Annotated in this window: 22 protein-coding genes and 1 tRNA gene; 4 read left to right on the top strand and 19 right to left on the bottom strand. The window is 62.4% G+C overall.

Annotated features, from left to right (window positions below):
• Positions 1 to 4 precede the first annotated feature (4 nt).
• The 7 genes from LMTR13_RS20335 to LMTR13_RS20305 are packed head-to-tail and all read right to left on the bottom strand — an operon-like array spanning position 5 to position 7,250.
• Positions 5 to 637 carry an antibiotic biosynthesis monooxygenase family protein gene (locus tag LMTR13_RS20335; RefSeq protein ID WP_065729380.1) on the bottom strand — a complete coding sequence of 211 codons (633 nt, stop codon included), beginning with the start codon at positions 635 to 637 and terminating at the stop codon, positions 5 to 7.
• A 43-nt stretch (positions 638 to 680) separates the two neighbouring features.
• A complete protein-coding gene (locus LMTR13_RS20330; RefSeq protein WP_065729379.1) occupies positions 681 to 1,487 on the bottom strand; it encodes an MBL fold metallo-hydrolase in 807 nt (268 codons plus the stop codon).
• Positions 1,484 to 2,269 (bottom strand): TatD family hydrolase, encoded by a 786-nt coding sequence (locus LMTR13_RS20325; protein ID WP_065729378.1) that lies wholly within the window; start codon positions 2,267 to 2,269, stop codon positions 1,484 to 1,486. Before LMTR13_RS20325 ends, LMTR13_RS20330 begins: the two co-directional genes overlap by 4 nt.
• 14 nt (positions 2,270 to 2,283) lie before the next feature.
• Positions 2,284 to 4,209 (bottom strand): methionine--tRNA ligase, encoded by a 1,926-nt coding sequence (metG, locus tag LMTR13_RS20320; RefSeq protein ID WP_083219101.1) that lies wholly within the window; start codon positions 4,207 to 4,209, stop codon positions 2,284 to 2,286.
• Between the two features lie 52 nt (positions 4,210 to 4,261).
• Positions 4,262 to 5,302: a DNA polymerase III subunit delta' gene (locus tag LMTR13_RS20315; protein WP_065729377.1), complete on the bottom strand. Its 1,041-nt coding sequence runs from the start codon at positions 5,300 to 5,302 to the stop codon at positions 4,262 to 4,264.
• Entirely contained in the window at positions 5,299 to 5,985 is a 687-nt protein-coding gene (tmk, locus tag LMTR13_RS20310; RefSeq protein ID WP_065729376.1) for a dTMP kinase, read from the bottom strand. The genes LMTR13_RS20315 and tmk overlap by 4 nt, the downstream gene beginning before the upstream one ends.
• Before the next feature lie 2 nt (positions 5,986 to 5,987).
• Complete coding sequence (locus LMTR13_RS20305) at positions 5,988 to 7,250, bottom strand: D-alanyl-D-alanine carboxypeptidase family protein (RefSeq protein ID WP_065729375.1); 1,263 nt, start codon at positions 7,248 to 7,250, stop codon at positions 5,988 to 5,990.
• Between the two features lie 164 nt (positions 7,251 to 7,414).
• Between LMTR13_RS20305 and LMTR13_RS20300 the strand changes: the two genes are divergently transcribed.
• A complete protein-coding gene (locus tag LMTR13_RS20300) occupies positions 7,415 to 8,359 on the top strand; it encodes an alpha/beta fold hydrolase (RefSeq protein WP_065729374.1) in 945 nt (314 codons plus the stop codon).
• On the opposite strand, the gene LMTR13_RS20295 is transcribed toward LMTR13_RS20300, so the two are convergent.
• On the bottom strand, positions 8,356 to 9,279 hold the full coding sequence (locus LMTR13_RS20295; RefSeq protein WP_065729373.1) for a septal ring lytic transglycosylase RlpA family protein: 924 nt from the start codon (positions 9,277 to 9,279) through the stop codon (positions 8,356 to 8,358). The two genes, LMTR13_RS20300 and LMTR13_RS20295, sit on opposite strands and share 4 nt — an antisense overlap.
• Positions 9,280 to 10,254: 975 nt before the next feature.
• Here LMTR13_RS20295 and LMTR13_RS20290 point away from each other — a divergent pair.
• Positions 10,255 to 10,344 (top strand) — tRNA-Ser (locus LMTR13_RS20290).
• A 493-nt stretch (positions 10,345 to 10,837) separates the two neighbouring features.
• Positions 10,838 to 11,119 (top strand): hypothetical protein, encoded by a 282-nt coding sequence (locus tag LMTR13_RS40880; RefSeq protein ID WP_156795689.1) that lies wholly within the window; start codon positions 10,838 to 10,840, stop codon positions 11,117 to 11,119.
• Positions 11,120 to 11,211: 92 nt separating this feature from the next.
• Here LMTR13_RS40880 and LMTR13_RS20285 read toward each other — a convergent pair whose 3' ends face one another.
• From LMTR13_RS20285 to LMTR13_RS20240, 11 genes are all read right to left on the bottom strand, one after another.
• Entirely contained in the window at positions 11,212 to 11,481 is a 270-nt protein-coding gene (locus LMTR13_RS20285; RefSeq protein ID WP_065729372.1) for a hypothetical protein, read from the bottom strand.
• A gap of 419 nt (positions 11,482 to 11,900) precedes the next feature.
• Entirely contained in the window at positions 11,901 to 12,086 is a 186-nt protein-coding gene (gene ccoS, locus LMTR13_RS20280) for a cbb3-type cytochrome oxidase assembly protein CcoS (RefSeq protein ID WP_065729371.1), read from the bottom strand.
• Positions 12,086 to 14,278, bottom strand: a complete 2,193-nt coding sequence (locus LMTR13_RS20275) for a heavy metal translocating P-type ATPase (protein ID WP_065732835.1) — start codon at positions 14,276 to 14,278, stop codon at positions 12,086 to 12,088. The genes ccoS and LMTR13_RS20275 overlap by 1 nt, the downstream gene beginning before the upstream one ends.
• 65 nt (positions 14,279 to 14,343) lie before the next feature.
• Positions 14,344 to 14,841, bottom strand: a complete 498-nt coding sequence (locus LMTR13_RS20270; RefSeq protein ID WP_065729370.1) for a FixH family protein — start codon at positions 14,839 to 14,841, stop codon at positions 14,344 to 14,346.
• A 20-nt stretch (positions 14,842 to 14,861) separates the two neighbouring features.
• Positions 14,862 to 16,325, bottom strand: a complete 1,464-nt coding sequence (gene ccoG, locus LMTR13_RS20265; RefSeq protein ID WP_065729369.1) for a cytochrome c oxidase accessory protein CcoG — start codon at positions 16,323 to 16,325, stop codon at positions 14,862 to 14,864.
• A 98-nt stretch (positions 16,326 to 16,423) separates the two neighbouring features.
• Positions 16,424 to 17,296 (bottom strand): cytochrome-c oxidase, cbb3-type subunit III, encoded by an 873-nt coding sequence (ccoP, locus tag LMTR13_RS20260; RefSeq protein ID WP_065729368.1) that lies wholly within the window; start codon positions 17,294 to 17,296, stop codon positions 16,424 to 16,426.
• 7 nt (positions 17,297 to 17,303) lie between these two features.
• The gene (locus tag LMTR13_RS20255) at positions 17,304 to 17,468 is read right to left on the bottom strand and encodes a cbb3-type cytochrome c oxidase subunit 3 (RefSeq protein ID WP_065729367.1); all 165 of its coding nucleotides are present in this window, start codon (positions 17,466 to 17,468) and stop codon (positions 17,304 to 17,306) included.
• Positions 17,469 to 17,494: 26 nt separating this feature from the next.
• Positions 17,495 to 18,229 carry a cytochrome-c oxidase, cbb3-type subunit II gene (gene ccoO / locus LMTR13_RS20250; RefSeq protein WP_065729366.1) on the bottom strand — a complete coding sequence of 245 codons (735 nt, stop codon included), beginning with the start codon at positions 18,227 to 18,229 and terminating at the stop codon, positions 17,495 to 17,497.
• 11 nt (positions 18,230 to 18,240) lie between these two features.
• Entirely contained in the window at positions 18,241 to 19,890 is a 1,650-nt protein-coding gene (ccoN, locus tag LMTR13_RS20245) for a cytochrome-c oxidase, cbb3-type subunit I (protein ID WP_065729365.1), read from the bottom strand.
• A gap of 434 nt (positions 19,891 to 20,324) precedes the next feature.
• Positions 20,325 to 20,465: a hypothetical protein gene (locus tag LMTR13_RS41745; protein ID WP_197520873.1), complete on the bottom strand. Its 141-nt coding sequence runs from the start codon at positions 20,463 to 20,465 to the stop codon at positions 20,325 to 20,327.
• Positions 20,466 to 20,558: 93 nt separating this feature from the next.
• Positions 20,559 to 21,272: a Crp/Fnr family transcriptional regulator gene (locus tag LMTR13_RS20240; protein WP_065729364.1), complete on the bottom strand. Its 714-nt coding sequence runs from the start codon at positions 21,270 to 21,272 to the stop codon at positions 20,559 to 20,561.
• Between the two features lie 200 nt (positions 21,273 to 21,472).
• Between LMTR13_RS20240 and LMTR13_RS20235 the strand changes: the two genes are divergently transcribed.
• Positions 21,473 to 21,790 carry a c-type cytochrome gene (locus LMTR13_RS20235; RefSeq protein WP_065729363.1) on the top strand — a complete coding sequence of 106 codons (318 nt, stop codon included), beginning with the start codon at positions 21,473 to 21,475 and terminating at the stop codon, positions 21,788 to 21,790.
• Positions 21,791 to 21,815 lie beyond the last annotated feature (25 nt).

Here is a 21,815-nt window from a genome sequence, read left to right as displayed (position 1 = left end):
GCCGCTACGCGTGTTCTCTCTTGATCGGCGGGTAGTATTGCGGCGCCTCAGTGCGCTCGAACATGCCGTAATCGCGCATGACCTCGAACACGCGGAAATACTCGGTTGTCGGATCGGCGAACAGGCGGGGGCCGAATTCGATGCCGGATTGATCGTCAGGCAGATCGATCAAATGCGCGAAGCGCCCCTCGCGATAGACGCTTGCGAAAGCGTCACGGCGCCATCCCGTTTCTGCCGGAAGCGTGGCGTTCTTCGATTCAGCCACCAGCACATAAGTCGGCTTGCGCCTTGCGGGATCGTTGTAAGGCGTGCGCCGCTCGGGCTGCCAGACAGGTTGCCCTGGTCTTGCTTCGTGGATCACCTGGGCGACCCGGATGCGATAGTCCGAAAAGACCCGCTCGCGGCCGACCGTCTGGACAGCATGATGACGAGCATGGGCCCGCCAGGCCGTTAAGGCCCCCTCGTCCTGCCAGATCTGGTAGGACAACAGCAGGTTCTCCCGTGTCAAACTCCTGAAGCGATCGATGAAGAGGCAGCCGCCCATTGCTTCAAGCTCGGGCTTCAGCGAGGCGGCAAGATCGAGATATTGATCGCGGTGCCCGGGCCTTGTCTGGACTTCAAAGAACAGACCAATCATAGACGTACCTCCGCGTCCGGCGAGAAAGGCTCGCGCCGCAGGCTCAGCCTGCGCTGTTCAGCGTCAGCCGCAAGCCATCATAGGCCGGGATCACTCCCGGCGGCAGGCTCTGGCGCAATACCTCGTAGTCGAGATCGGAATGCATGTTGGTGACGACGGCCTGCTTCGGCTTGAAGCGCTCGATCCAGGACAGCGCGTCATTGACGCTGAAATGGCTGGGATGCCCGGCATAGCGCAGCCCGTCGACGATCCAGAGATCGAGGTTTTGCAGGGCCGGCCAGCTCTCTTCGGGAATGTCGTGGAGGTCGGGCGTGTAGGCGGCGGCCCCGATGCGGAAACCGAGCGCGGGAATCTTGCCGTGGTGAACCAGGAACGCAGAGAGTTTCAGCGGACCGCCCTTCCCCTCCGTGGTGTGGCTCTCGCCGGCTTCGATCGAGTGGCGCGTCAGGATCGGCGGATAGTCGCTGCCCTCCGGCGCGATGAAGCAATAGGAGAAGCGCGCCATGATGTCTTTGGCGGTCGACTGGTTGAAGTAGACGGGAATGCGGCGGCGCTGGTGCAGCACGACCGAACGCAAATCGTCGATACCGTGAGTCTGGTCGGCGTGCTCATGCGTCAGGAACACCGCGTCGATGTGATCGACCTCGGCGTCGATCAACTGCTCGCGCAGGTCGGGTGAGGTGTCGATCACGATCCGCGTGGTGCCGTGGGCGCCATTGCGCTCGACCAGGAGCGAGCAGCGGCGACGACGGTTCTTCGGATTGTTGGGATCGCAGGCACCCCAGCCGAGCGCCGGGCGGGGCACACCGGCCGAGGAGCCGCAGCCGAGGATCGTCAGCGTCAGCATCATGCCGCAACCTTCGGCGCCTTCGAGAACAGGCGGAAGAAGTTTTCGGTCGTCTGCCGCGAAATCTCTTCCAGCGAGACGCCGCGCGTTTCCGCCAGCACTTTGGCTACTTCGACCACGTGAGACGGCTCGTTGCGCTTGCCGCGAAATTTGCCGGGCGCCAGATACGGCGAGTCGGTCTCCACCATGATGCGGTCGGCCGGCAGTTCAGCGGCGAGTTCGCGCAATGCCTCGGACTTCTTGAAGGTCAGGATACCCGTGAACGAAATCGAAAGGCCAAGACCAATCGCCTTCATCGCCAGTTCGCGTCCGCCGGTGTAGCAATGCAGCACCGCGCTGAACGGCCCTTTGGCCACTTCATCTTCGAGGATGCGGCCGCAGTCGTCATCCGCTTCGCGCGTATGAATGACGAGCGGCAGACCCGTCGCCCGTGCTGCCGCGATATGCGCGCGAAAGCCGCGCTCCTGCACCTCGCGAGAGCCGTGCTCGTAAAAGTAATCCAGCCCCGCCTCCCCCAGTGCCACTACCTTCGGGTGCTTGGTCAGCTCGATAAGTTCGCTCGCGGAAATGCCGTCCTCTTCGTCGGCGTTATGCGGATGGGTGCCTACCGAGCAATAGACGTTGGGGAACCGCTCGGCGATGGCGAGCAGTCCGTCGAGACGCCTGACCCGCGTCGAAATGGTGACGATACGGCCGATGCCGGCGGCCTCGGCGCGCGCGACGATGGCGTCGAGGTCCTCGGCAAAATCCGGAAAGTCCAGATGGCAGTGGCTGTCGACGAGCATGGCTTGCAAACGGCCTAATCTGGCTTTGGTTCGACGTAGCGCGGAAATACGCCGACCGGCGGCGGCAATGTCGTTCCGGCCTTGATCCGCGCGGCGAGCGCCGCAAAGTTGCGCGCTTCCTTGTCATCGGGGATGCCTAGACTATCCAGCAGCTTGCTGGACGCATCCGGCATCACCGGCTGCGTCAGGATGGCGACCTGACGTACGACCTCTGCGGTCACATAGAGCACGGTTTTCTGCCTGTCGGGATCGGTCTTGGCTAGCGCCCACGGCGCCTCGCCCGCGAAATAGCGGTTGGCTTCTGCGACCACGGCCCATACCGCGTTCAGCCATAGATGAATCTGCTGGGTCCCCATCGCGGTTCGCGAGGTTTCCAGCATGGCGTCGGCCAGCGTCAGGATCGCCTTGTCGTTGTCGGTGAATTCGCCGGGCTCCGGCAGCACGCCGCCGAGTTGCTTTGCGATCATCGACAGCGAACGCTGCGCCAGATTGCCGAGATCGTTGGCGAGGTCGGCGTTGATGCGCGCGACGATGGCTTCATGGCTGTAGTTGCCGTCCTGTCCGAACGGCACCTCGCGCAGGAAGAAATAGCGCATCTGGTCGACCCCATATTGATCGGCCAGATTGAAGGGATCGACGACGTTGCCGACCGACTTCGACATCTTCTCGCCTCTGCTGAACAGGAAGCCGTGCGCGTAAACCCGCTTCTGCACGGGAATGCCGGCCGACATCAGGAACGCCGGCCAGTACACCGCGTGAAAGCGAATAATGTCTTTGCCGATGACGTGGACGTCCGCCGGCCAGTAGCGCCAGTTCGGATCGCTCTCGTCGGGAAAGCCGACGCCGGTGATGTAGTTGGTCAGGGCATCGACCCAGACATACATCACGTGTTCGGGGTCGTTTGGCACCTTGACGCCCCAATCGAACGTCGTGCGCGAAATCGACAGATCCTTCAGACCGCTCTTTACGAAACTGATGACCTCGTTGCGGCGCGAATCCGGGCCGATGAAATCCGGCTGGCTTTCGTAGAGCTGCAGCAAACGGTCCTGATAGGCGGATAGCTTGAAGAAGTAGCTCTTCTCCTCGACCCACTCGACCGGCGAGCCCTGTGGGCCACGGCGCACATTGTCGTCGCCGAGGACGGTTTCCTCCTCGGCGTAATAGGCTTCGTCGCGCACCGAATACCAGCCGGAATAGGTATCGATATAGATATCGCCATTCTGCTGCATCCGATCCCAGACCACCTGAACCGAGCGATGATGGTCAGGCTCCGTGGTGCGGATGAAGCGGTCGAACGAGACTTTCAGCCGCTCGTCCATCTCCTTGAACCGGCCGGCATTGCGCGCGGCCAGTTCAGCAACGCCCATTCCTTCGGCTTCAGCGGTTTGCACCATCTTCAGGCCGTGCTCGTCGGTGCCGGTGAGGAAGAACACGTCCTTGCCGTTGAGCCGCTGAAACCGCGCGAGCGCATCGGTCGCAATTGCCTCATAGGCGTGGCCGATATGCGGAATGCCGTTCGGATAGGCGATCGCAGTCGTGATGAAATAGGTGTCGCGTTCGGCGGCCGCTGCCGGCTTGGCAGCGGCAGCCGGCTTCGCGTGTGGCGCGGCGGGCTTCGGACTTTCTGCCGCCGCTTCAACGGCAGGGCTCGCTTCTTGCGGCGTTACCGCACGCTTCTTTGACGGAGTTGTCGTAACGGATTTCTTCGCCGATTTCTTGACGGCTTTCTTCGCAACCTTTTTGGTCGACTTCTTCGCCGCTTTCTTCGAAACCTTCTTCGAAGCCTTGCTGGCCTTCTTCACGACGCGCTTGCTCTTGGTCGCAGCTTTCCTGGCCGCACGCTTTTTCGCCGCCGCCTTCTTGCTGACGCTGGCAGGCGGCGACTTGCGAGCCTTCTTCGCCTTGCGCTTTTTCGAAGCTTTCTTTGCAGCCGTCGCCACCACGAATTCCTTTATTGCTCATAGATTCTCGGGATTGATATCCGGCGGAAGGTTACCGCGTCGCATCCGCGAGCATCCCGAACACCGAGAAAACCAGCGGTTTTCGCTCTAAATTGTACGATTCGGTGTCGCGCGCGGCGCGGACGATCTTTTCCCATACCTCCGCCAGCCGTGCAAGGCGGGGCAGATTCGCGTTGGCATCCTCGACGCGCAGCTTTTCGCTGATCCAGCGATCGATGCCGTCGATGAAAGCAGCCAGCGCCACCCGGTCGCTGGTGCCCAGCGCATCGCCGAGCGCATGCAGCTCGCGCGGGTCGACCTGCGGCAGCATCCCCAGCAGCGCCGCGGTCCGGTGCTGCAGCTTCAGTGCGTCGCCGCCAAGCAGTGTCAGCGCTCGGGATACGCTCCCCTCCGACGCGTCGGCAGCTTCCGATAACGCCGGATCATCGGGTGCGATGTCGGTGGCCCGCGCCGCCGCGCGCACGACGTCGTCCGTCGCAAGCGGCCGCAGCGGCAGCTTTCGGCAGCGGGACAGGATCGTCGGCAGGGCCCGCGCCGGCGAATGGCTGACGAGCAGGAACAGCGATCGGTGCGGCGGCTCCTCGAGGATCTTGAGCAGCGCATTGGCGGCGTTCGGATTGAGCTCGTCGACCGTGTCGACAATGCAAACCCGCCAGCCGTCGACCGCCGCCGTCGAACCGAAAAACGAAATCGTCTCCCGCGTCTCGTCGACGGTGATGACGGTCCGCATCACGCCGCGATCGTTGAGGCCGCGTTCCAGCACCAACAGTCCGCCATGCGCGCCGGCGGTGATCTGACGCGCGACGGGATCGTTCGGATCGAGCGCAAGCGTCTCGGCGCACTGCACGGAAGGCGAAATCGGATTGGGGTGGGCGAGCACGAAACGGGCCATGCGATAGGCCAGCGTCGCTTTGCCGATGCCCTGCGGGCCGCCGATCAACCAGGCATGCGGAATGCGGCCGCTGCGATAGGCATTCAGCAACGCCGTCTCGGCCTCGCGGTGGCCGAAAAGATCGGCCGTTTCGCGGGGATGCCTGACTGCCGTCTCTTGCTCGGTCTTGCGCGCGCTCATGTCGTCCCCGCTTGGCTCGGGATCGCGAACACATGGTCGCGCAGCGCCGTCCAGACCCGGGCAGCAACCGTGTCGGCATCGGCATTGGCGTCGATCAGCACGCAGCGCTGCGGGTCTTCCGCGGCGATTTGCCTGTAGGCGTCGCGCAGGTCCTGATGGAATTGCAGGTCTTCGGACTCGAACCGGTCAGGCGCGCCGCTGCCGCGGCGAGCTGCCGCGCGCTGCAAGCCAACTTCAACCGGGATGTCCAGAATGATCGTGAGGTCCGGCTTCAGATCGCCGATTGTGACGCGCTGCATGGCGTTGAGCACGATCGGCGAGACCTGGCCCAGGCTGCCCTGGTAGGCGCGGGTCGAATCCGAGAAGCGATCGCACAGCACCCATGTTCCCTGGCTGAGCGCAGGCTGGATGACGGTGCGAACGTGATCGTCGCGTGCGGCGGCGAACAGCAACGTCTCGGCGTCCGGTCCGAGCAGCTTGCCCATTCCCGACAGCACGAGATGCCGCATGATTTCAGCGCCGGGCGACCCGCCGGGCTCGCGGGTGGCGATGGCGCGCAGCTTTGCTGCCGCGAGACGTTCGGCCAGCTTATTGATCTGCGTGGACTTGCCCGAGCCCTCGCCGCCTTCAAACGTAATGAACTTCCCGCGTCCGGAAGGCCGCTGCAGCGTTACCTGGGTCATGCTCAGAGCTTCTCTGCGCTCGCGCGGAACATGCCGATGACGAGCTCGCTGACGCCGTCGATTGCGCGGCGCACGGTCGAGCCGGTGCCGACCGATTCAGCCGCATAGACCGGCGCCTCCACGGCGATGTTGCGGCCCCGCCAAACCTTTACGAGGCCGACCGGTTGGCCGGACTCGATCGGCGCACGAACCGGGCCGTTATAGACTATGCGCGCGATCAGTTTCTCGCTGCCGTTCTTCGGCACCATCACCTTGATCGGCTCGGGGCTGGCAAGCTTCACCGAGCGGCTTTCGCCGCCAAACACCTTGGCATAGCCGACCTGCTGGTTGGCCGCGAACAGCGTGCGCGTCTCGAAGTTGCGAAAACCCCATTCCAGCATCTTCTTGGCCTCTGAAGCACGATCGTCGGCATCCTCCAGTCCGTTGATCACGACGATCAGCCGCGTGTCGTTCTGCACGGCGGAGCCGACCATGCCGTAGCCGCCCTCCTTGGTGTAGCCGGTCTTCAGCCCGTCGGCGCCGTTGAGCGTGTTCAGCAGCGGATTGCGGTTCTGTTGCCGGATCTTGTTCCAGGTGAATTCCCTCTCGCCGAACAATTTGTACATGTCGGGATAGGTCAGGATCAGGTGGCGGGCGAGCTTTGCCAATTCGCGCACCGTCATCTTGTTTGCGGGGTCCGGCAGCCCGCTGGAATTTCCGAATGTCGACTTCGTCAGGCCGAGTTCGCGCGCCCGTTTGGTCATGAAGTCGGCGGCAAAAATCCGCTCGTTGCCGGCCATGCCTTCGGCCAGCGCCATGCAGGAATCATTGCCGCTCTGGATGATCGCGCCCTTCAACAGGTCGTCCACCGACACCTTGCTGTTGAGAATGGCAAACATGGTCGAGCCGCCAGCCGGCGCGCCGCCCCTGCGCCAGGCGTTCTCGCTGATCCGGTATTCGTCTGTCGGTTTGACCTTGCCCTGCTTGATGGCGTCGAACACCACCTCGACCGTCATCAGCTTCATCATGCTGGACGGCGCCCGCAATTCGTCGGCGTTCTTCTCGAACAGGACGCTGCCGCTGGAAGCCTCGACCAGGATCGCGGTCGGCGCATCGCCGTCAAAGCCGCCGTCTTCCTTCTTCGCCGCGCCCTGCACGCTGTTGTTGGCGGCATACGCGATGCCGCCCCAGCCGACCGCGACCGCAAGGACAGCGGCCATCAGGCCGCGCCATGGAATGATGGCCGCCCTGTCGGGTTCGCGGGAAACGGAAGTCTCTGCTGCCATCGGCGATGTCCTGAATCCGTGCGTTCTAACAGTTGGAAGTATCGCAAACAACACAGGTTTTGGGCTTGCCGCCGTGTCGATCGGATTGCGGCGCCGAACGAAGAAACGTATCGTGCCGATGCTGCAGGTTCCCGACAACATACGAAAAACAGGGCGGAAACGCGATGCCAGCCTCACGCACCATTTCCGTCAACGGGCTCGAGTTCTTTGTTGTCGAACAGGGCCAGGGTCCGCTGGTGCTGCTATGCCATGGCTGGCCGGAATTATCCTACTCCTGGCGGCACCAGGTCGGAGCGATCGCGGGGGCCGGTTTCCATGTCGTTGCCCCCGACATGCGTGGCTTCGGCCGGACCAGCGCGCCGGCGGACGTTGGTGCCTACACCATCTTCCACAATGTCGGCGACATGGTCGCGCTGGTGGCGGCGCTTGGCGAAAGGCAGGCCGTCATCGTCGGCCACGACTGGGGTGCGCCGGTTGCCTGGCACGCGGCGATGTTCCGGCCCGATATCTTCACCAAGGTCGCGGGCCTCAGCGTTCCGCCCCCCTCCCGTGGACGCGGCCTGCCGCTTGAGACCTTGCGAAACAACGGCATCACCAATTTCTACTGGCAGTATTTTCAGGGGCCGGGCGTGGCCGAGGCCGAACTCGAGCGCGATGTCGCAGCGACCATGCGAATCGTGCTGGCCGGGCGCGGATTCTCCGATCCGGCCGCCCATCAGTTTGTTCAGGAGGGCAAGGGATTCCTTGCTGGCGCCGATCCGAATCGGCCGCTGCCGAACTGGCTGACGGAGGCTGACCTCGCCTATTTCGCTGCTGTCTATCAAGAGTCCGGCTTTCGCGGCGGGCTGAATTGGTATCGCAACATCGACCGCAATTGGGAACTGACCGCACCCTGGCAAGGCGCGCAAATCCACCAGCCGTCGCTGTTCATCGCGGGATCGAAGGATGGCGTCATTACCGGGCTGATCGGCGCCAAGCAGGTCAAGGAGATGGAGCGCGTGCTGCCGAACTTGCGGCAAAAGCTCATTCTCGATGGGGCCGGTCACTGGATTCAGCAGGAGCGGCCCGAAGAGGTCAACGCCGCCCTGATCGCCTTCCTGAAGGACTAATACAGCCCTCGCCCGCTGAGCACTTCGCTCGGACCACGTGGATCGACCGGCAGGTAAGCCCGGCTTGCTGCCACGTAGCTGGCCTCGTTCTCGTAGGACACGGCGCGCGGATGGTCCGCGACACGGCCGCGCGAGCGGCTGGAAGCCGACATTTCCGCGGTCGCGTTGATCGAGGCATGGTCCGCCGAGCTATTGCCGAGGCTATAGGGCCGCCCCTCCGGCATCGGAACCTCGCCCCGGATTCGGCCCGCGGACGACGGCATCTCGGGAACGAACGGGCGGGCCGAAGCGACCCGAACGGTGGCTGGGGACGGCGCGGGCTCGCCGGTCCGCAGCGTCGCCAGGAGCTGGCGGTCGTCGGAACCCTCCAGCGGGGCCCGGCCGACATACTCAACCCGCACCCGAGCGACGCCATTTGCTTTGAAGTCAAGCAGTTCTGCGGCCTTGTTCGAGACGTCGATGAGGCGGTTGCCGTGGTACGGGCCGCGATCGTTGACGCGCACGATCAGCGACTTGCCATTCCGGACATTGGTGACGCGGGCATAGCTCGGGATCGGCAGGGTCGGATGGGCCGCCGTCAGCGAGGTCATGTCGAAAACCTCGCCATTGGCGGTCAGCCGGCCGTGGAAATCGTCGCCATACCAGGAGGCCATTCCCTCGGCACGATAGTTCGGGTCCTCTTCCGGCACATAGACCCGGCCGGCGACGGTGTAGGGCTTGCCGACGCGGTAAGTTCCCCCGCCCTTCGGCACGGGCTCTCCGAACCCCACCACGCGGGGGCTGGAGGAGACGCCGTATTTGGGATCGATGCGCCTGGCGAATTTGTCCGACGAGGCGCAGTTGGCAAGGACAAGGCATGTTGCCACGGCAACAGTACCACGAACCGCCAGAACGATCGTTTTTGGCCGTCGAATCCCCATCACCCCAATTACCATTTTCAGCGGCCGACTGCCTTTGTCGAAGCGTTGCGGCCTTACCCCACGATGCAGCCCACCTCCGCATCAAGCGATGAAGATATCGCAACCGGAACACGGCGGAAATGGGGTCTGGTCTCGCGTGGTGAATGAATGGTTGCTTTGCTTACCCATCGAACCACGGGCGCAACGCTTCGATTCACACTGTATGCGCCTTGGTCGTAGCCTTCCTGTGCCGCTTTCAGACAATCTGTTGCACCAAATCATCACTCACGACCGATCTGCGATTCCAGCCCCTGAATCTTTTTGACTGTGCAACGGTGGAGTCGTTCTGTGGATCGCAGGGGCGCAAAGGATTTGTGCGATGATCGAGACGGTTACAGCAGTGATGGGCCTGGTGAGCGCAGGCATTTTCTTGGCCCATGCATTTGAAGGCTATCGTTACAGAGCTTGAGTTTTGACGGCCGGGGTTCGGGTAGCCCGCCCGGACTTCAGACAGAGAAATGGCGATAGGTTCCGGTTAGGAATTCGGAAAGCTTTAATAGATTCGGAAGAGCATCTGGTGTGGTAGGTGTCTCATGCGCAACCACGACATTGTCTCCAACGGATTTCTCGCTCTGACAACGGCCAGCTTCGTGCTGCTGTGCTCGAGCCTGCTGGCCGTTGTGTTCGGTTAAACAAGTAGCCGGACCAATTGCGGCGACGGGACGATGCGATCCCCGTGAGATTTAGCAAGCGCCCGCATTGCGGCAGATGCCCCCATCGCCCCCACGATTTCCTGGCGCGTGTGAGGTGGTTCGTACAACGTGAAAGTGAGCCACGTTACTTCCCCCTGGGGTGGGCAACCGCACAAGGAGGATTCGATGAAAGCGCTGGTCTCGATCGTCGTCTCGACGTCCTTCCCGCCCTGCCGGTTCAACAACTCCAATTTCTCTTGTGTTTTCACCTTCGCATCGGCTAAGCGCTTGATCGTAAAGGCAAGGAAGGGTGGCCGAGTGGTTTAAGGCACCGGTCTTGAAAACCGGCGTGCCTGCAAGGGTACCGTGGGTTCGAATCCCACCCCTTCCGCCACAATCGGTTGAAAACATTGACGATTTTTGATTTCTGGATTTTTACGCACAATCCAACGTACAAAGTATTTCGGATGATTTGGGCGCCCTCTGCTTCCTCGCTTTCATGATCGGGCTCGCAATTATTTTCATCGCCGGCAAGATCTCAGACGCCAGGAGGAGCCCACCGAGGTGAGCGGGGCTAGGGCGTAGCCGAGCTAGCAAGCTGAAGAGAGACCAATGACAGTCTTTGTCTACATCAACACGAGCAAGCAGGTCGGCGATGCCGAGCACATCAAGGTGTTCGCCAATGTGGATGCTGCGGAAAAAATGGTTTGAGGAAAACGACCCCGAAGGCGTTGCCTTCGAATATGATGTTCTGGAATGAACCGCGGCGGGCGGCTTCTGCTGTGAATGCCCCATGAATTTGCCGTTCAGTCGCCGTTGGGGCACGGAACGCTATTGTCCTCATCAGAATTGAACCTCTGCTGTTCAGCCTGGAAGAGGACATTCAAATGCTTCTGACCATTGCAGCCACCGCGCTAGCCCTTCAAACGGGCCTGCCGGTCCTCGAAGGCACCCCACCCGTCGAGCCGATCCAATACCGCGCCTATGGGCGTCCTCCGCCGTGCGGCCATGGTTGGGATCTCAGTGCTCGAGACGGCATGTGCTATCCGACCGGCTCCCTATCTCCTCGGGATCAAGCGGCACGACAATACCAATATCGCAGGTATCGCGGCGACCGCTACTATGACGACGACTATCCACGGCCGCGTCGCCGCTACTACGACTACTGAGGGGCCCGTGTCGTCTGGCAGTTGCTGGGGCCGCTGTAGGCCCGCCAGCGTGAACCGGCGGGCCTGAAGCCGTCCAGTGTTTTGCAGAGTGCCTAGTGAACGGCAGCCTCTTCAGAGGCTTTCGCAGCTAGCAGAACTGCGTCCCACGCTGCTCCGAAGGCCACCATTTGATTTTCACCGCGAAGCGGGCGGCGGTCCTTGTCGCCAAAGCCGCCTTCGAAGGCCATCGAGGCCGTCGCCTTGAGCGCAATTTCATCGAAGTTGAGCGCCCGTACCTCCGCCACGCGCATTTGGGCGTCGTGATATACCTTCCGCGCCGCCGCCCATGCATCGTGAGCAGCCTCATACCCGATTTCGTCCATATACTTGTAGTGACGTCGTGACCACTTTCAGTATCCGCGGGGCGCCCCAGGGCGCGGGTTTTTCTTTTCTCATTCGCCGAACAGATCCCAAGCCACCTTTGTAGCCGCGTCGGCCGTCACCAGAACATCATAGGCGTCTCGAAAGGCCCTGATCGCATCCGCGAGCTCCGGGCGAGCGGTTTCCAAATTCAGACGTACCGCGCTTGGAGCCGCGTTTCCGAAAGGCCAAGATTATGCTCCCCCTCAACGATGACGAATGCGACACGTCGAGCGGCGTCTACGTGCGGGTGCAGCATCACGGATGTAGTCATTGCGCCGTCCCCGCCTTCTCTTGCAGAGCCTTCTCGTGCATCAGCCGGAAGACTGGTTTGACGAGCCTCGACAGCGGGCACGGCGAGTTCGTCATCGCCTGTCGAGCCCTAGTGACGCCCGCTCCCTCTCGAAGGCACCCTCTCCTCCGAAACAGGCTCATCATCGGCAATCGCGCGCCAGCCGGCCCCCTCTAGGTCGTCGTACTGACCGTTCTTGAGCGACCAGAGGAAACCCATCAGGCCGATGGCACCGAGCGTGAGTGCCAGCGGCACGAGAAATACCAGAACTTCCATCAGCCAAACTCCCGCGCGCCGCGATGCGCGCGCAGCGCATTCAAGATCACCAGCAATGACGAACCGGACATGGCGGCGGCCGCGACCAGCGGCGTTGCAAGGCCGACAATCGCGAGCGGCACGGCGAGCACGTTATAGCCTGCAGCCAGCCAAAGGTTCTGCCGCATCAATCGCAGCGCTTTCCGCGCGAAGCCGATTGCCGCGACGACGGGCGCGAGGCGATCGCCGAGGAACACCAGATCGGCGGTAGCCTGGCTCAGATGAGTCGCGCTGACCGGCGACATCGAGACGTGCGCGGCTGCGAGCGCCGGCGCGTCGTTCATGCCATCGCCGACCATCAGCACCTTGACGCCCTGTCGCTTCAATTCCTCGATGCGCGCAATCTTGTCCGCCGGCGTGACGCCCGCACGCCATTCATGAATGCCGAGCTGCTCGGCCGCATGACGTACCGCAGGCTCGCGATCGCCGGACAGAATCTCGACTTCGATTCCGGTTTTGAGAAGCGTGGCAATGGCGGCGGCCGCATCGGGGCGCAGGCGCTGGCGCACGGCGAACACGTGCTGCATCTCGCCGTGACGGAAGGCGACGACGGAGGCCTCGGGATCCCTGCACAGGATCTCGTTGGCGATCTGGTCGGCGCTGCAAAAGGACGGCCTGCCCAGCCGGACTTCGAGCCCGTTGACGAAGCCGCGGACGCCTTGGCCTGCCACCTCCTCGATCCCGGCCAACGGCGTCCTTGCTCCGGAGGCGCGAGCCACCGCAGCGGCGACGGGATGATGGCTGGCGAGCGCCAGCCGCCCGGCGAGTTCGAACACGTCTTTCGGAACGTCGACGGCATTGGTGACGTCGAGCTCCGGCAAGGTCAGCGTTCCCGTCTTGTCAAACACGACACGGTCGACTTCGGCCAGCCGCTCGATGGCATCGCCGGAATTGAGCAGAACGCCGGTGCGGAACATGGCGCCCGAGACAACGGTCTGCACCGCCGGGATTGCCAGCCCCAACGCACAGGGGCAGGTGATGATGAGAACCGAGATCGCGATGACGATGGCGTCGTGCCAGGTGGCGCCGATCGCCACCCAACCAAGCATGGTGAGGAGCGCGGCGGTATGCACGACCGGGGCATAGAGCCGGGACGCACGGTCGGCGAGCTGCACGTAGCGGGAGCGCGCCTGCACGGCGTTGTCGAGCAGCCGGCTGATCTCCGCCAGCAGCGTTCCTTCGGATGCCGCCGATACGCGCACTCGCAAGGCGCCCGAGAGATTGAGCGTACCCGCATAGACGGCAGTGCCCGGCCCCGCCTTGGCGGGCAAGGTTTCGCCGGTAATCAGACTCTGGTCGATCTTGGACTGCCCCTCGATCACGGCACCATCGACGGCAGAGCGCTCGCCCGGACGCAGCAGGACGATGTCGCCAGTCCGCACCGCCGCGATTGGCACGACGCTGATTTCGTCGGCGCCGACGAACTTGGTCGCCGTTTCCGCCTTCAGCGCGGCAAGGTTTCCAGCAACCGCCCGCGTCTTGCGGCGCATGCTCTGGTCGAGATAGCGGCCGGCCAGCAGGAACGCGAGCAGCATCAGAGCCGCATCGAAATAGGCATGTTCGGCGTGGTGGATCGTCTCCGCTACCGACATTGCGAGCGCCAGCACGATGCCGATCGAGATCGGTACATCCATGTTGGTGCGGCGCGCACGTAAAGCGGCCCAGGCGGATCTGAAGAACGGCTGCCCGGAATAGGCCGCCGCGGGCAACGCAATCAGCGCCGACAGCCAGTGGAAGAAGTCGCGCTGTTCCGGGATCATGTCGCTGACGTTGCCGGACCACACCGGGATCGACAGCATCATGATGTTCATCGCGGCAAAGGCGGCGACGCCGAGGCAGCGGAGCAGAAAGCTCGCATGCTCCGTTTCCACCGCTTCGGCGCGGACCGGCTCGAACGGATAAGCCTTGTAACCGAGTTCGGCCAGCCGGTCGATGAAGCGGGCCGGGTCGAGCGTACCCTCCTTCCATTCCAATGCGACACGGCGGTCGGTCAGGTTGACACGCGCCAGCGTCACGTCCGGAATCGCGGAAAGGCCGCGCTCGATCTTCGACATGCAGCCGGCGCAATTGACGCCCTCCACCGCCAGATCGATATGCGACAGCCCCGAGCCGAGATGCCGGACATAGTGTGAAAAGTCTCGCGTCGCCTGCATGATCCGGCCTTCTTGTTTGAGCATGATCTTTTCGGAAACCGGTTTCCGCTTCTCCGGATCGTGCTCTAGTTCAACAACACGCGGTTCCTGGACAAAAACAGCCGCTGCCCCGATGCGACGCCTTCGAGCACCAGATCCCATTGGCCCGGCGCGATTGTCTCCGCGCTTCCGCGATAGATGCCAACCCCCACTTCGGCGAGATCTACCGGCAGGTCGGCTCGCCGGTCGGTCGGCCGCTCGAACCGGCCCTGGAATTTCATTCCGGACATAGGCCGGCCGAAATTGTCGCGTGCCTCGACCCGCAGCGTCGCGCCGCCCTGCCCGCTGCGCTCGACATGGGCATCGACCTTCCAGTTGCGCGCGCTCTGGGCGTGCGCGGTGGCGATCTCCTTTTGGTAGGCGAGGCTGGCGCTGTAGGCGCTGTCGACCTCGGTGCCGGGCAAGGTCTGGATGGCAAGCCGCATCATGACGAGGTTGACCCCGATCACGACGCCGAAGAACGCCACCATCAATAAGAGCACCATGCGCCCGGTGATAGGCCTTGGTTGTTGCGCACGGCTCATGTGAACGCTCCTTGGGGACATCATGGCGACACGAAATGATCGGTGGCGGAGGCGACCTCGCCGAGCCCGATGTCGGTGACGCGGAAGTTAACCGGAACGGATTTTTCGGGATTGTTCTCCGCAGGCGCCGTTACCAGGAGCCGCAGTTCCGTGGTCGTATCGCGTGCCAGGATGATCATGGGCCGGTCCTGCGTTACGGAATCGGCGCCGACGACGTGGAGCGTGGCGTTGATAGGACCATCCACATCGATCGCGATGACGCGGTCGAATCCGCGCTTGTTCAGGAGGCGCACGGTGTAGGCATTACGGATTGACCCGTCGGAGAGTTTTACCGCAACCGGATTGCGGTCATGCAGCACGTTGACGTCGAGCAGCGAACGCGTCAGCAGCGCATAGAGCATGATGGCGCCGACGGCGACAATCATGGCGGCATAGGTGATCGTGCGCGGCCGAACGATCCGATAGATCGGCGGCTTACCTTCCTGCCGCCTGTGGATGTTGATATCGTTGTCGTAGCCGATCAGGCGGGTTTCCCGACCGATCTTGGTCATCACCGTGTCGCAGGCATCGATGCAGAGGCCGCACTGGATGCAGTCGAGCTGCGGTCCGTTGCGGATATCGATTCCGGTTGGGCAGACGGCGACGCATTGATAGCAATCGATGCAATCGCCGACGGGCTGGCCGAGCGCGCGCAACTCGCTCGCCTTCTTCAGAGACGTGCGCGCTTCGCCCCGATCGTATTTGTAGGTGACGTTGAGCGCCCATTCGTCGGTCAATGCAGCCTGAATGCGCGGCCACGGGCACATGTAGACGCAGACTTGTTCGCGCATCCAACCGGCGAAGACGTAGGTGGTGGCCGTAAGGATGCCGATCCAGATATAGGCGATCATCGGCGCCTGGAACGTGAGGAGCTGCCACACCAGCGTCGGGGCGTCGGTGAAATAGAGCACCCAGGCGCCGCCGGTCCACCAGGCGATCATCAGCCAGATCGAATGCTTCAGTGCGATTTCGCCGGCACGCCGGAGCGTGATGGTGCCCTTGGCCGCGTCCTTGCGCATGCGCTCGCGCCGGTCGCCTTCGACCCACCGCTCGACGGCATAGAACAGATCGGTCCAGACCGTCTGAGGGCAGAGATAGCCGCACCAGATTCGGCCGCCGACCGCGTTCATCAGGAACAGCGTCAGTGCCGCAACGATCAACAGGCCGGTGAAGTAATAGACTTCCTGCGGCCAAAGCTCGATGAAGAAGAAATAGAATCGGCTGTTCGGCAGATCGACCAGCACCGCCTGGTCCGGCGCGCCCAAGCCGCGATTCCAGCGCACGAACGGCAACAGGTAATAGACGCCGAGGCAGAACGCCATCAGCCCCCATTTGGTCCGGCGGAAGGTTCCGGAGACGCTCTGCGGATAGACTTTCTTGCGGGCCGCATAAAGCGGCCCGTCGTCGTCAAGCTGCAAGTCGGTCGGGTTCACGGTCTTATTCATCGCTGGGTTGATCTCGCCTCAGGAGTTCACTCTAGACCCAGCCTCGCAGCCGCGTTTGATCCACCTCAAATGGAGCGGCGACGCAGCGCCGCCCGCCGCTATTGGCCTCCGCCGAGCGAGTGGACGTAGACCGTCAGCGCCTTGATCGTGGAAGGATCGAGACGACCGACCCAGGCAGGCATGACGCCGGCGCGGCCGTTGCTGATGGTTTCGACCAGCGTCGCCTCGTCCGACCCATAGAGCCAAATCTTGTCGGTCAGATTGGGCGCGCCGAGCTCCTGGTTCCCCTTGCCGTTGTCGCCATGGCACGAGGCGCAGTTGTCGGCGAAGATCTTCGCGCCGGCGGCAGCGTTGTAACCCCCAGCCGTCGACAATCCTGACAGCGACCTGACGTAATTGGCGACGGTGACGATTTCGTCTTTCTTGAGGACCCCCTCCTTGCCGAACGCCAGCATGGCACCCTCATGTGCCTTCTGATGACCGGAGCGGGCGCCGAACTGGATCGTCTGCATGATCTGGTCGAGGCTCCCGCCCCAAAGCCATTCGTCGTCGTTCAGATTGGGATACCCCTTCGCGCCTGCCCCGCCGCTGCCGTGGCAAGGCGCGCAATTGTCGCCGAATACCGTCTTGCCGCGCGCGCGCGCGAGTGCCAGCAAGGCGGGATTCTTCTCGATCTCCTCGAGCGGGGCGGCACCAAGTGCCACCATCTTGTCGCCCCGGATCTTTTCCAGATTGGCAAGCTCGGTGGCGACCTCGGCACGGGTGGAGTAGTTCCAGATGCCGGTCGTGTGGCTCCAGAGCAGCGGCCACGCGGGATAGACGATCCAGTAGCCGATCGCCCAGACAATGGTCAGATAGAAGGTGATCACCCACCATCGCGGCAGCGGAGTGTTGAGTTCCCTGATGCCGTCCCACTCGTGGCCGGTGGTAGACGTTCCGGAAACGTGATCGATGTCGCTGTGTTCGGTCATGATCGGCTCACTCCTCGCGCAAGGGCATTTTCGCCGCTTCGTCGAAAGCAGCTTTGTTGCGCGGCCAAAGGGCGTAGGTCAGAATGGCGATGAAGATTCCGACGAAGATCGGCGTCCAGAACGTCGTGACGAGGTCCGACGCAATGTTGTGGACAGTGAGAATTGCTTTCATCGTTCTACTTTCTCAGCGAAATTTGCTCAGCGAAGATTTGCTTTTTCGTTGTAGAGCTTGAAGTCGACCAGCGTGCCGAGCATTTGCAGGTACGCGACCAGCGCGTCCATTTCGGTCGGCGCGCCGCCCTTGCTGTCGAAGTTGCGGGCAACCGCCTTCGGATAGCGCTTGGTGAACGCGTCGACGCCGGCATTATCGGGATCGGCCTGCGCCTTGAGGTCGGCACCGGCATTGGCGACCTGGTCGTCGGAATAGGGCACGCCGACCGCGCGGTTGGTGCGAAGATGAGCCGCGACGCTGGCCTCGTCGACCTCCGTCCGCGACAGGAAGGCGTAACCGGGCATCACGGATTGCGGCACGATCGCGCGCGGATTGTTCAGATGCGTGACGTGCCATTCGTCCGAATACTTGCCGCCGACCCGCGCCAGATCGGGCCCGGTACGCTTGGACCCCCACTGGAACGGGTGGTCGTACATACTCTCGGCGGCGAGCGAATAGTGACCGTAACGTTCGATTTCGTCGCGAAGCGGCCTGACCATCTGCGAGTGGCAGAGATAGCAGCCCTCGCGAACATAGACGTTGCGGCCGGCAAGCTCGAGCGGTGTGTATGGCCTGACGCCGTCGACCTTTTCGATCGTGCTCTTGAGATAGAACAGCGGTGTGATTTCGACGAGGCCGCCGATCGCGATAACGACGAGGATTCCCGCGACCAGGACGATCGAGTTCTTTTCGAAGATTTGATGCCGTGACCAGAAAGACATTGAAGCGCTCCTCATTCCGCCGGCTGAAGAGCGACGGGCGATTGCACTTCCGCTTCGCCGACGCGCACCGTCATCCAGAGATTATAGGCCATGATCAACGACCCGATCAGGAACAGCGCTCCGCCAGCGGCGCGGATGATGTAGAAGGGATGCATCGCTTCCACGGTTTCGATGAAGGAGTATTCGAGGAAGCCGAGCGAGGTGTAGGCGCGCCACATCAAGCCCTGCAGGATTCCCGACACCCACATCGCGGAGATGTAGAGCACGATGCCGATGGTGGCGGTCCAGAAGTGCCAGTTGACGAGCTTCAGGCTGTAAAGGCCCTTGCGATCCCACAGCCAGGGAACGAGGCAGTACAGCGCGCCGAAGGATACGAAGCCGACCCAACCCAGCGCACCGGAATGCACATGGCCGATGGTCCAGTCGGTATAGTGGCTGAGTGAATTGACGACCTTGATCGACATCATCGGTCCTTCGAAGGTCGACATGCCGTAGAAGGCGACCGACACCACCAGCATGCGCAGCACGGGATCGGTGCGAAGCTTGTCCCAAGCGCCCGAGAGCGTCATCAGACCGTTGATCATGCCGCCCCAGGACGGCATCCACAGCATGATCGAGAACGTCATGCCAAGCGTCTGCGCCCAGTCCGGCAGCGCCGTGTAGTGCAAATGATGCGGGCCGGCCCAGATGTAGAGGAAGATTAGCGCCCAGAAGTGGATGATCGACAGCCGATAGGAATAGACCGGCCGCTCGGCGCGCTTCGGAATGAAGTAGTACATGATGGCAAGGAATCCGGCGGTCAGGAAGAAGCCGACCGCGTTATGCCCGTACCACCACTGGAACATGGCGTCCTGCACGCCGCCCCAGGCGATATAGGACTTCGAGCCGAACACCGACACCGGCAATGCGGGATTGTTGCCCAGATGCAGGACGGCGATGGTGACAATGAAAGCGAGATAGAACCAGTTGGCGACGAAGATATGCGGCTCTTTCCGCTTGATGATGGTCGCCAGGAAGACGAGCAGATAGACCACCCAGACGATCGTCAGCCACAGATCCGCGTACCATTCCGGCTCGGCATACTCCTTGGATTGGGTGACGCCGAGCAGATAGCCGGTGCCGGCAATCAGGATGAAGAAATTGTAGCCGATGACGACGAACCACGGCGCGAGATCGCCCGCCAGGCGCGTGCGGCACGTCTTCTGCACGACGTAGAGCGAAGTTGCGATCAGCACGTTGCCGCCGAAGGCGAAGATCACCGCCGATGTGTGCAGCGGCCGCAGACGGCCGAAACTGGTCCATGGCAGGTCGAGATTGAGCGAGGGCCACGCGAGCTGGGACGCGATCAATAGCCCGACAGCGAATCCTGCGATTCCCCAGATCACCGACATGACGGCCGAGAACTTGACCGGGCCCATGTTATAGTTGGGGCGGCCATGGATTTGCTGCGGCGGCAGCGATGCCGGGCGGGCGTAGTATCGGTTGACGATCGCTATGACCGCCCACAGGCTGGCGGCAGACGACAGTGCGGCGTGGAAGGCAAATGCCGTATCCTGCGCCTTGGCCACAGCGAACAGGCACAAAAACGCCACGAGCGAAAAGACCAGCGCCAGACCGGCCTCGCCGTGTGTCATCGATTTCGCGGTTGAAGTTTGGGTCATGGGCTAGCTTCTCTTCTGCGGATACGGTCTCACTGATCACAGCTACGCGACCGCGAAATTGATCGAAGTCAATTTCTTGCTGTTTTGCGTATTTCGTAACGATGCGGATCGCGCTCGAGGCGAATTCAGCAGCATGACGGGCCAATCGGCAGATAAGCCTGCGTTGCCTTCGCCCGCTCCTGAGAAACTTCGAGCTCGTTCAGCTCCGCGCGGGTGACCCTTTTCGGCTCGGCCAAGCACCCGAATCCGGCGATTGTCCGTAACAGGCGGCCGATGGCGGCAGTCAATCTTCCCGTAGCCGCGGATATCATCGTCAGAACGAGACCTCGCAGGATCACGCGCCACCAAAGCGCGAAGCGCGCCCGGCGCCTTGACGTGAATGAAGGGAGATCAGACGGCCTGCTGAATGTGTCGGCGCGGCCAGCGGATAGCGGTCAGAACGGGCGGCGCTTGGTGGCGGAGGACTTGGCCAGTTGTTTCGGCCGGGTCTGCAGGTCACCCCAGAACAGCACCGCTGCAAAGACCACGAACATCGCAACGACACAGACGGTAATGAGTAAAGATTCGGTTGGCATGCGGCTGATCCCCTATGATGGAGAAAGCATGCCTGCGGGCCTTAGGCGGGGCTTTGACCTGGATCAAACGCATCGCCGTTTACGCGCGATTTCTCATGCCGCGGCCATGGCGGCAGCTCGGATCGGGTCCAGCAACCGGACGCCGCCGGCGACGATGATGAGCATCTTTTCGCGCTCGAACCGGGTCAGTGTCCGACTCACGGTTTCGATCGTCAGGCCCAGATAATCCGCGATATCCTGCCGGCTCATCGGCAGCGCAATGGTTTGTCGCTCATCGCCGATCTGAGCCAGACGCTCCCGCCAACCCATGAGGAAGGACGCGACCTTCTCCTCCGCGGTCCGCCGGCCCAGCAGCAGCATCTGCTCCTGCGCCAGCATCAGTTCCCGCGCCGCGAACTCGTTGATCCGAATCAGGAAGTGCGGCCTCTGTTCAATGAAGTGCGTGAACGCCTCCCTGGAGAGGCGGCACGCCGTCACGGAATCGATGGCATCCGCCGAGAAGCTGTAGCGATGGGACGGCGCCGCGCCGAGAAAATCGCCTGGCAGCGCAAAGCCGATCACCTGCCGCCGCCCATCCGGCAACAGCTTGTATAGACGTGCGACACCCGCGGTCAGACTGTGGACCGAACGTGCGATCTGGCCCGCCGTGAACAGCGCCTCGTTGGGAGCGAAATGAACATGACGGGCGATCCGCTCGAACTCGGCAAGATCGTCCTGGTCAAGCGCGTTGCAGATGCTGAGCGACCGAACGGTACAGGCCGAGCAGCGGCCGAAACTTGCCCGATTCGGAGAGATGGTTCGGATCATTGCCCCTGCCCGTTGGGACGCCGGATTGACGCCCTATCTCCCGGAGCGGCCACGGCTCACACTCCAGCATCAGGAGATATGTTTCATTGTAGCGGATCCGCGGCCCGCTGATTGATCCAGATCAAACTGGCCGGCGATTTAATCCTCACAGTGCGGCTGTGGCCTGGAAAACCGCGCTTTTCCCCGGAGTTGAAGGTGCAATGATCGGACGATCTCTGATGCCGCTGGCGTTCACACTCGCCACCCTGATGCCGGCCGCGGCGGCTTCGCCACAGGAGCAGCGCGGCAAGACCTTCGCGCTGAACAACTGCGCGAAGTGCCACTCGATCGACAAGGTCACGCCGAGCCCGCTCAAGATCGCGCCACCGTTCCGGACGCTGCACAAGCGTTATCCGATCGAGACTCTCGGAGAGGCACTGGCCGAAGGCATCTATACCGGCCATCCGACAATGCCGACCTTCCAACTCGAGCCGGACCAGATCGGCGACCTGTTATCGTACCTGAAGACCCTCGAGTAGTTCGTCTCGTTCTGCGCCCGGGCGA

The sequence above is a fragment of the Bradyrhizobium icense genome (genome assembly GCF_001693385.1).
In the GTDB taxonomy this organism is placed as follows: Bacteria; Pseudomonadota; Alphaproteobacteria; order Rhizobiales; family Xanthobacteraceae; genus Bradyrhizobium; species Bradyrhizobium icense.
The sequence above is the reverse complement of the archived record's forward strand: the minus strand, read 5'-3'. Positions and strand labels throughout refer to the sequence as shown.

What these genes read in the sequence shown, in the direction of transcription:
- LMTR13_RS20335 (WP_065729380.1), bottom strand. Translation starts at nt 637, where the DNA reads ATGATTGGTCTGTTCTTTGAAGTCCAGACAAGGCCCGGGCACCGCGAT.
- LMTR13_RS41745 (WP_197520873.1), bottom strand. Translation starts at nt 20,465, where the DNA reads ATGCCAACCGAATCTTTACTCATTACCGTCTGTGTCGTTGCGATGTTC.
- LMTR13_RS20330 (WP_065729379.1), bottom strand. Translation starts at nt 1,487, where the DNA reads ATGATGCTGACGCTGACGATCCTCGGCTGCGGCTCCTCGGCCGGTGTG.
- LMTR13_RS20255 (WP_065729367.1), bottom strand. Translation starts at nt 17,468, where the DNA reads ATGAAAGCAATTCTCACTGTCCACAACATTGCGTCGGACCTCGTCACG.
- LMTR13_RS20295 (WP_065729373.1), bottom strand. Translation starts at nt 9,279, where the DNA reads ATGGGGATTCGACGGCCAAAAACGATCGTTCTGGCGGTTCGTGGTACT.
- ccoP (WP_065729368.1), bottom strand. Translation starts at nt 17,296, where the DNA reads ATGACCGAACACAGCGACATCGATCACGTTTCCGGAACGTCTACCACC.
- LMTR13_RS20325 (WP_065729378.1), bottom strand. Translation starts at nt 2,269, where the DNA reads ATGCTCGTCGACAGCCACTGCCATCTGGACTTTCCGGATTTTGCCGAG.
- LMTR13_RS20275 (WP_065732835.1), bottom strand. Translation starts at nt 14,278, where the DNA reads ATGCAGGCGACGCGAGACTTTTCACACTATGTCCGGCATCTCGGCTCG.
- tmk (WP_065729376.1), bottom strand. Translation starts at nt 5,985, where the DNA reads ATGACCCAGGTAACGCTGCAGCGGCCTTCCGGACGCGGGAAGTTCATT.
- ccoN (WP_065729365.1), bottom strand. Translation starts at nt 19,890, where the DNA reads ATGACCCAAACTTCAACCGCGAAATCGATGACACACGGCGAGGCCGGT.
- LMTR13_RS20240 (WP_065729364.1), bottom strand. Translation starts at nt 21,272, where the DNA reads ATGATCCGAACCATCTCTCCGAATCGGGCAAGTTTCGGCCGCTGCTCG.
- LMTR13_RS20305 (WP_065729375.1), bottom strand. Translation starts at nt 7,250, where the DNA reads ATGGCAGCAGAGACTTCCGTTTCCCGCGAACCCGACAGGGCGGCCATC.
- ccoS (WP_065729371.1), bottom strand. Translation starts at nt 12,086, where the DNA reads ATGGAAGTTCTGGTATTTCTCGTGCCGCTGGCACTCACGCTCGGTGCC.
- LMTR13_RS20235 (WP_065729363.1), top strand. Translation starts at nt 21,473, where the DNA reads ATGATCGGACGATCTCTGATGCCGCTGGCGTTCACACTCGCCACCCTG.
- ccoO (WP_065729366.1), bottom strand. Translation starts at nt 18,229, where the DNA reads ATGTCTTTCTGGTCACGGCATCAAATCTTCGAAAAGAACTCGATCGTC.
- ccoG (WP_065729369.1), bottom strand. Translation starts at nt 16,325, where the DNA reads ATGAATAAGACCGTGAACCCGACCGACTTGCAGCTTGACGACGACGGG.
- LMTR13_RS20270 (WP_065729370.1), bottom strand. Translation starts at nt 14,841, where the DNA reads ATGAGCCGTGCGCAACAACCAAGGCCTATCACCGGGCGCATGGTGCTC.
- LMTR13_RS20300 (WP_065729374.1), top strand. Translation starts at nt 7,415, where the DNA reads ATGCCAGCCTCACGCACCATTTCCGTCAACGGGCTCGAGTTCTTTGTT.
- LMTR13_RS40880 (WP_156795689.1), top strand. Translation starts at nt 10,838, where the DNA reads ATGCTTCTGACCATTGCAGCCACCGCGCTAGCCCTTCAAACGGGCCTG.
- LMTR13_RS20315 (WP_065729377.1), bottom strand. Translation starts at nt 5,302, where the DNA reads ATGAGCGCGCGCAAGACCGAGCAAGAGACGGCAGTCAGGCATCCCCGC.
- LMTR13_RS20285 (WP_065729372.1), bottom strand. Translation starts at nt 11,481, where the DNA reads ATGGACGAAATCGGGTATGAGGCTGCTCACGATGCATGGGCGGCGGCG.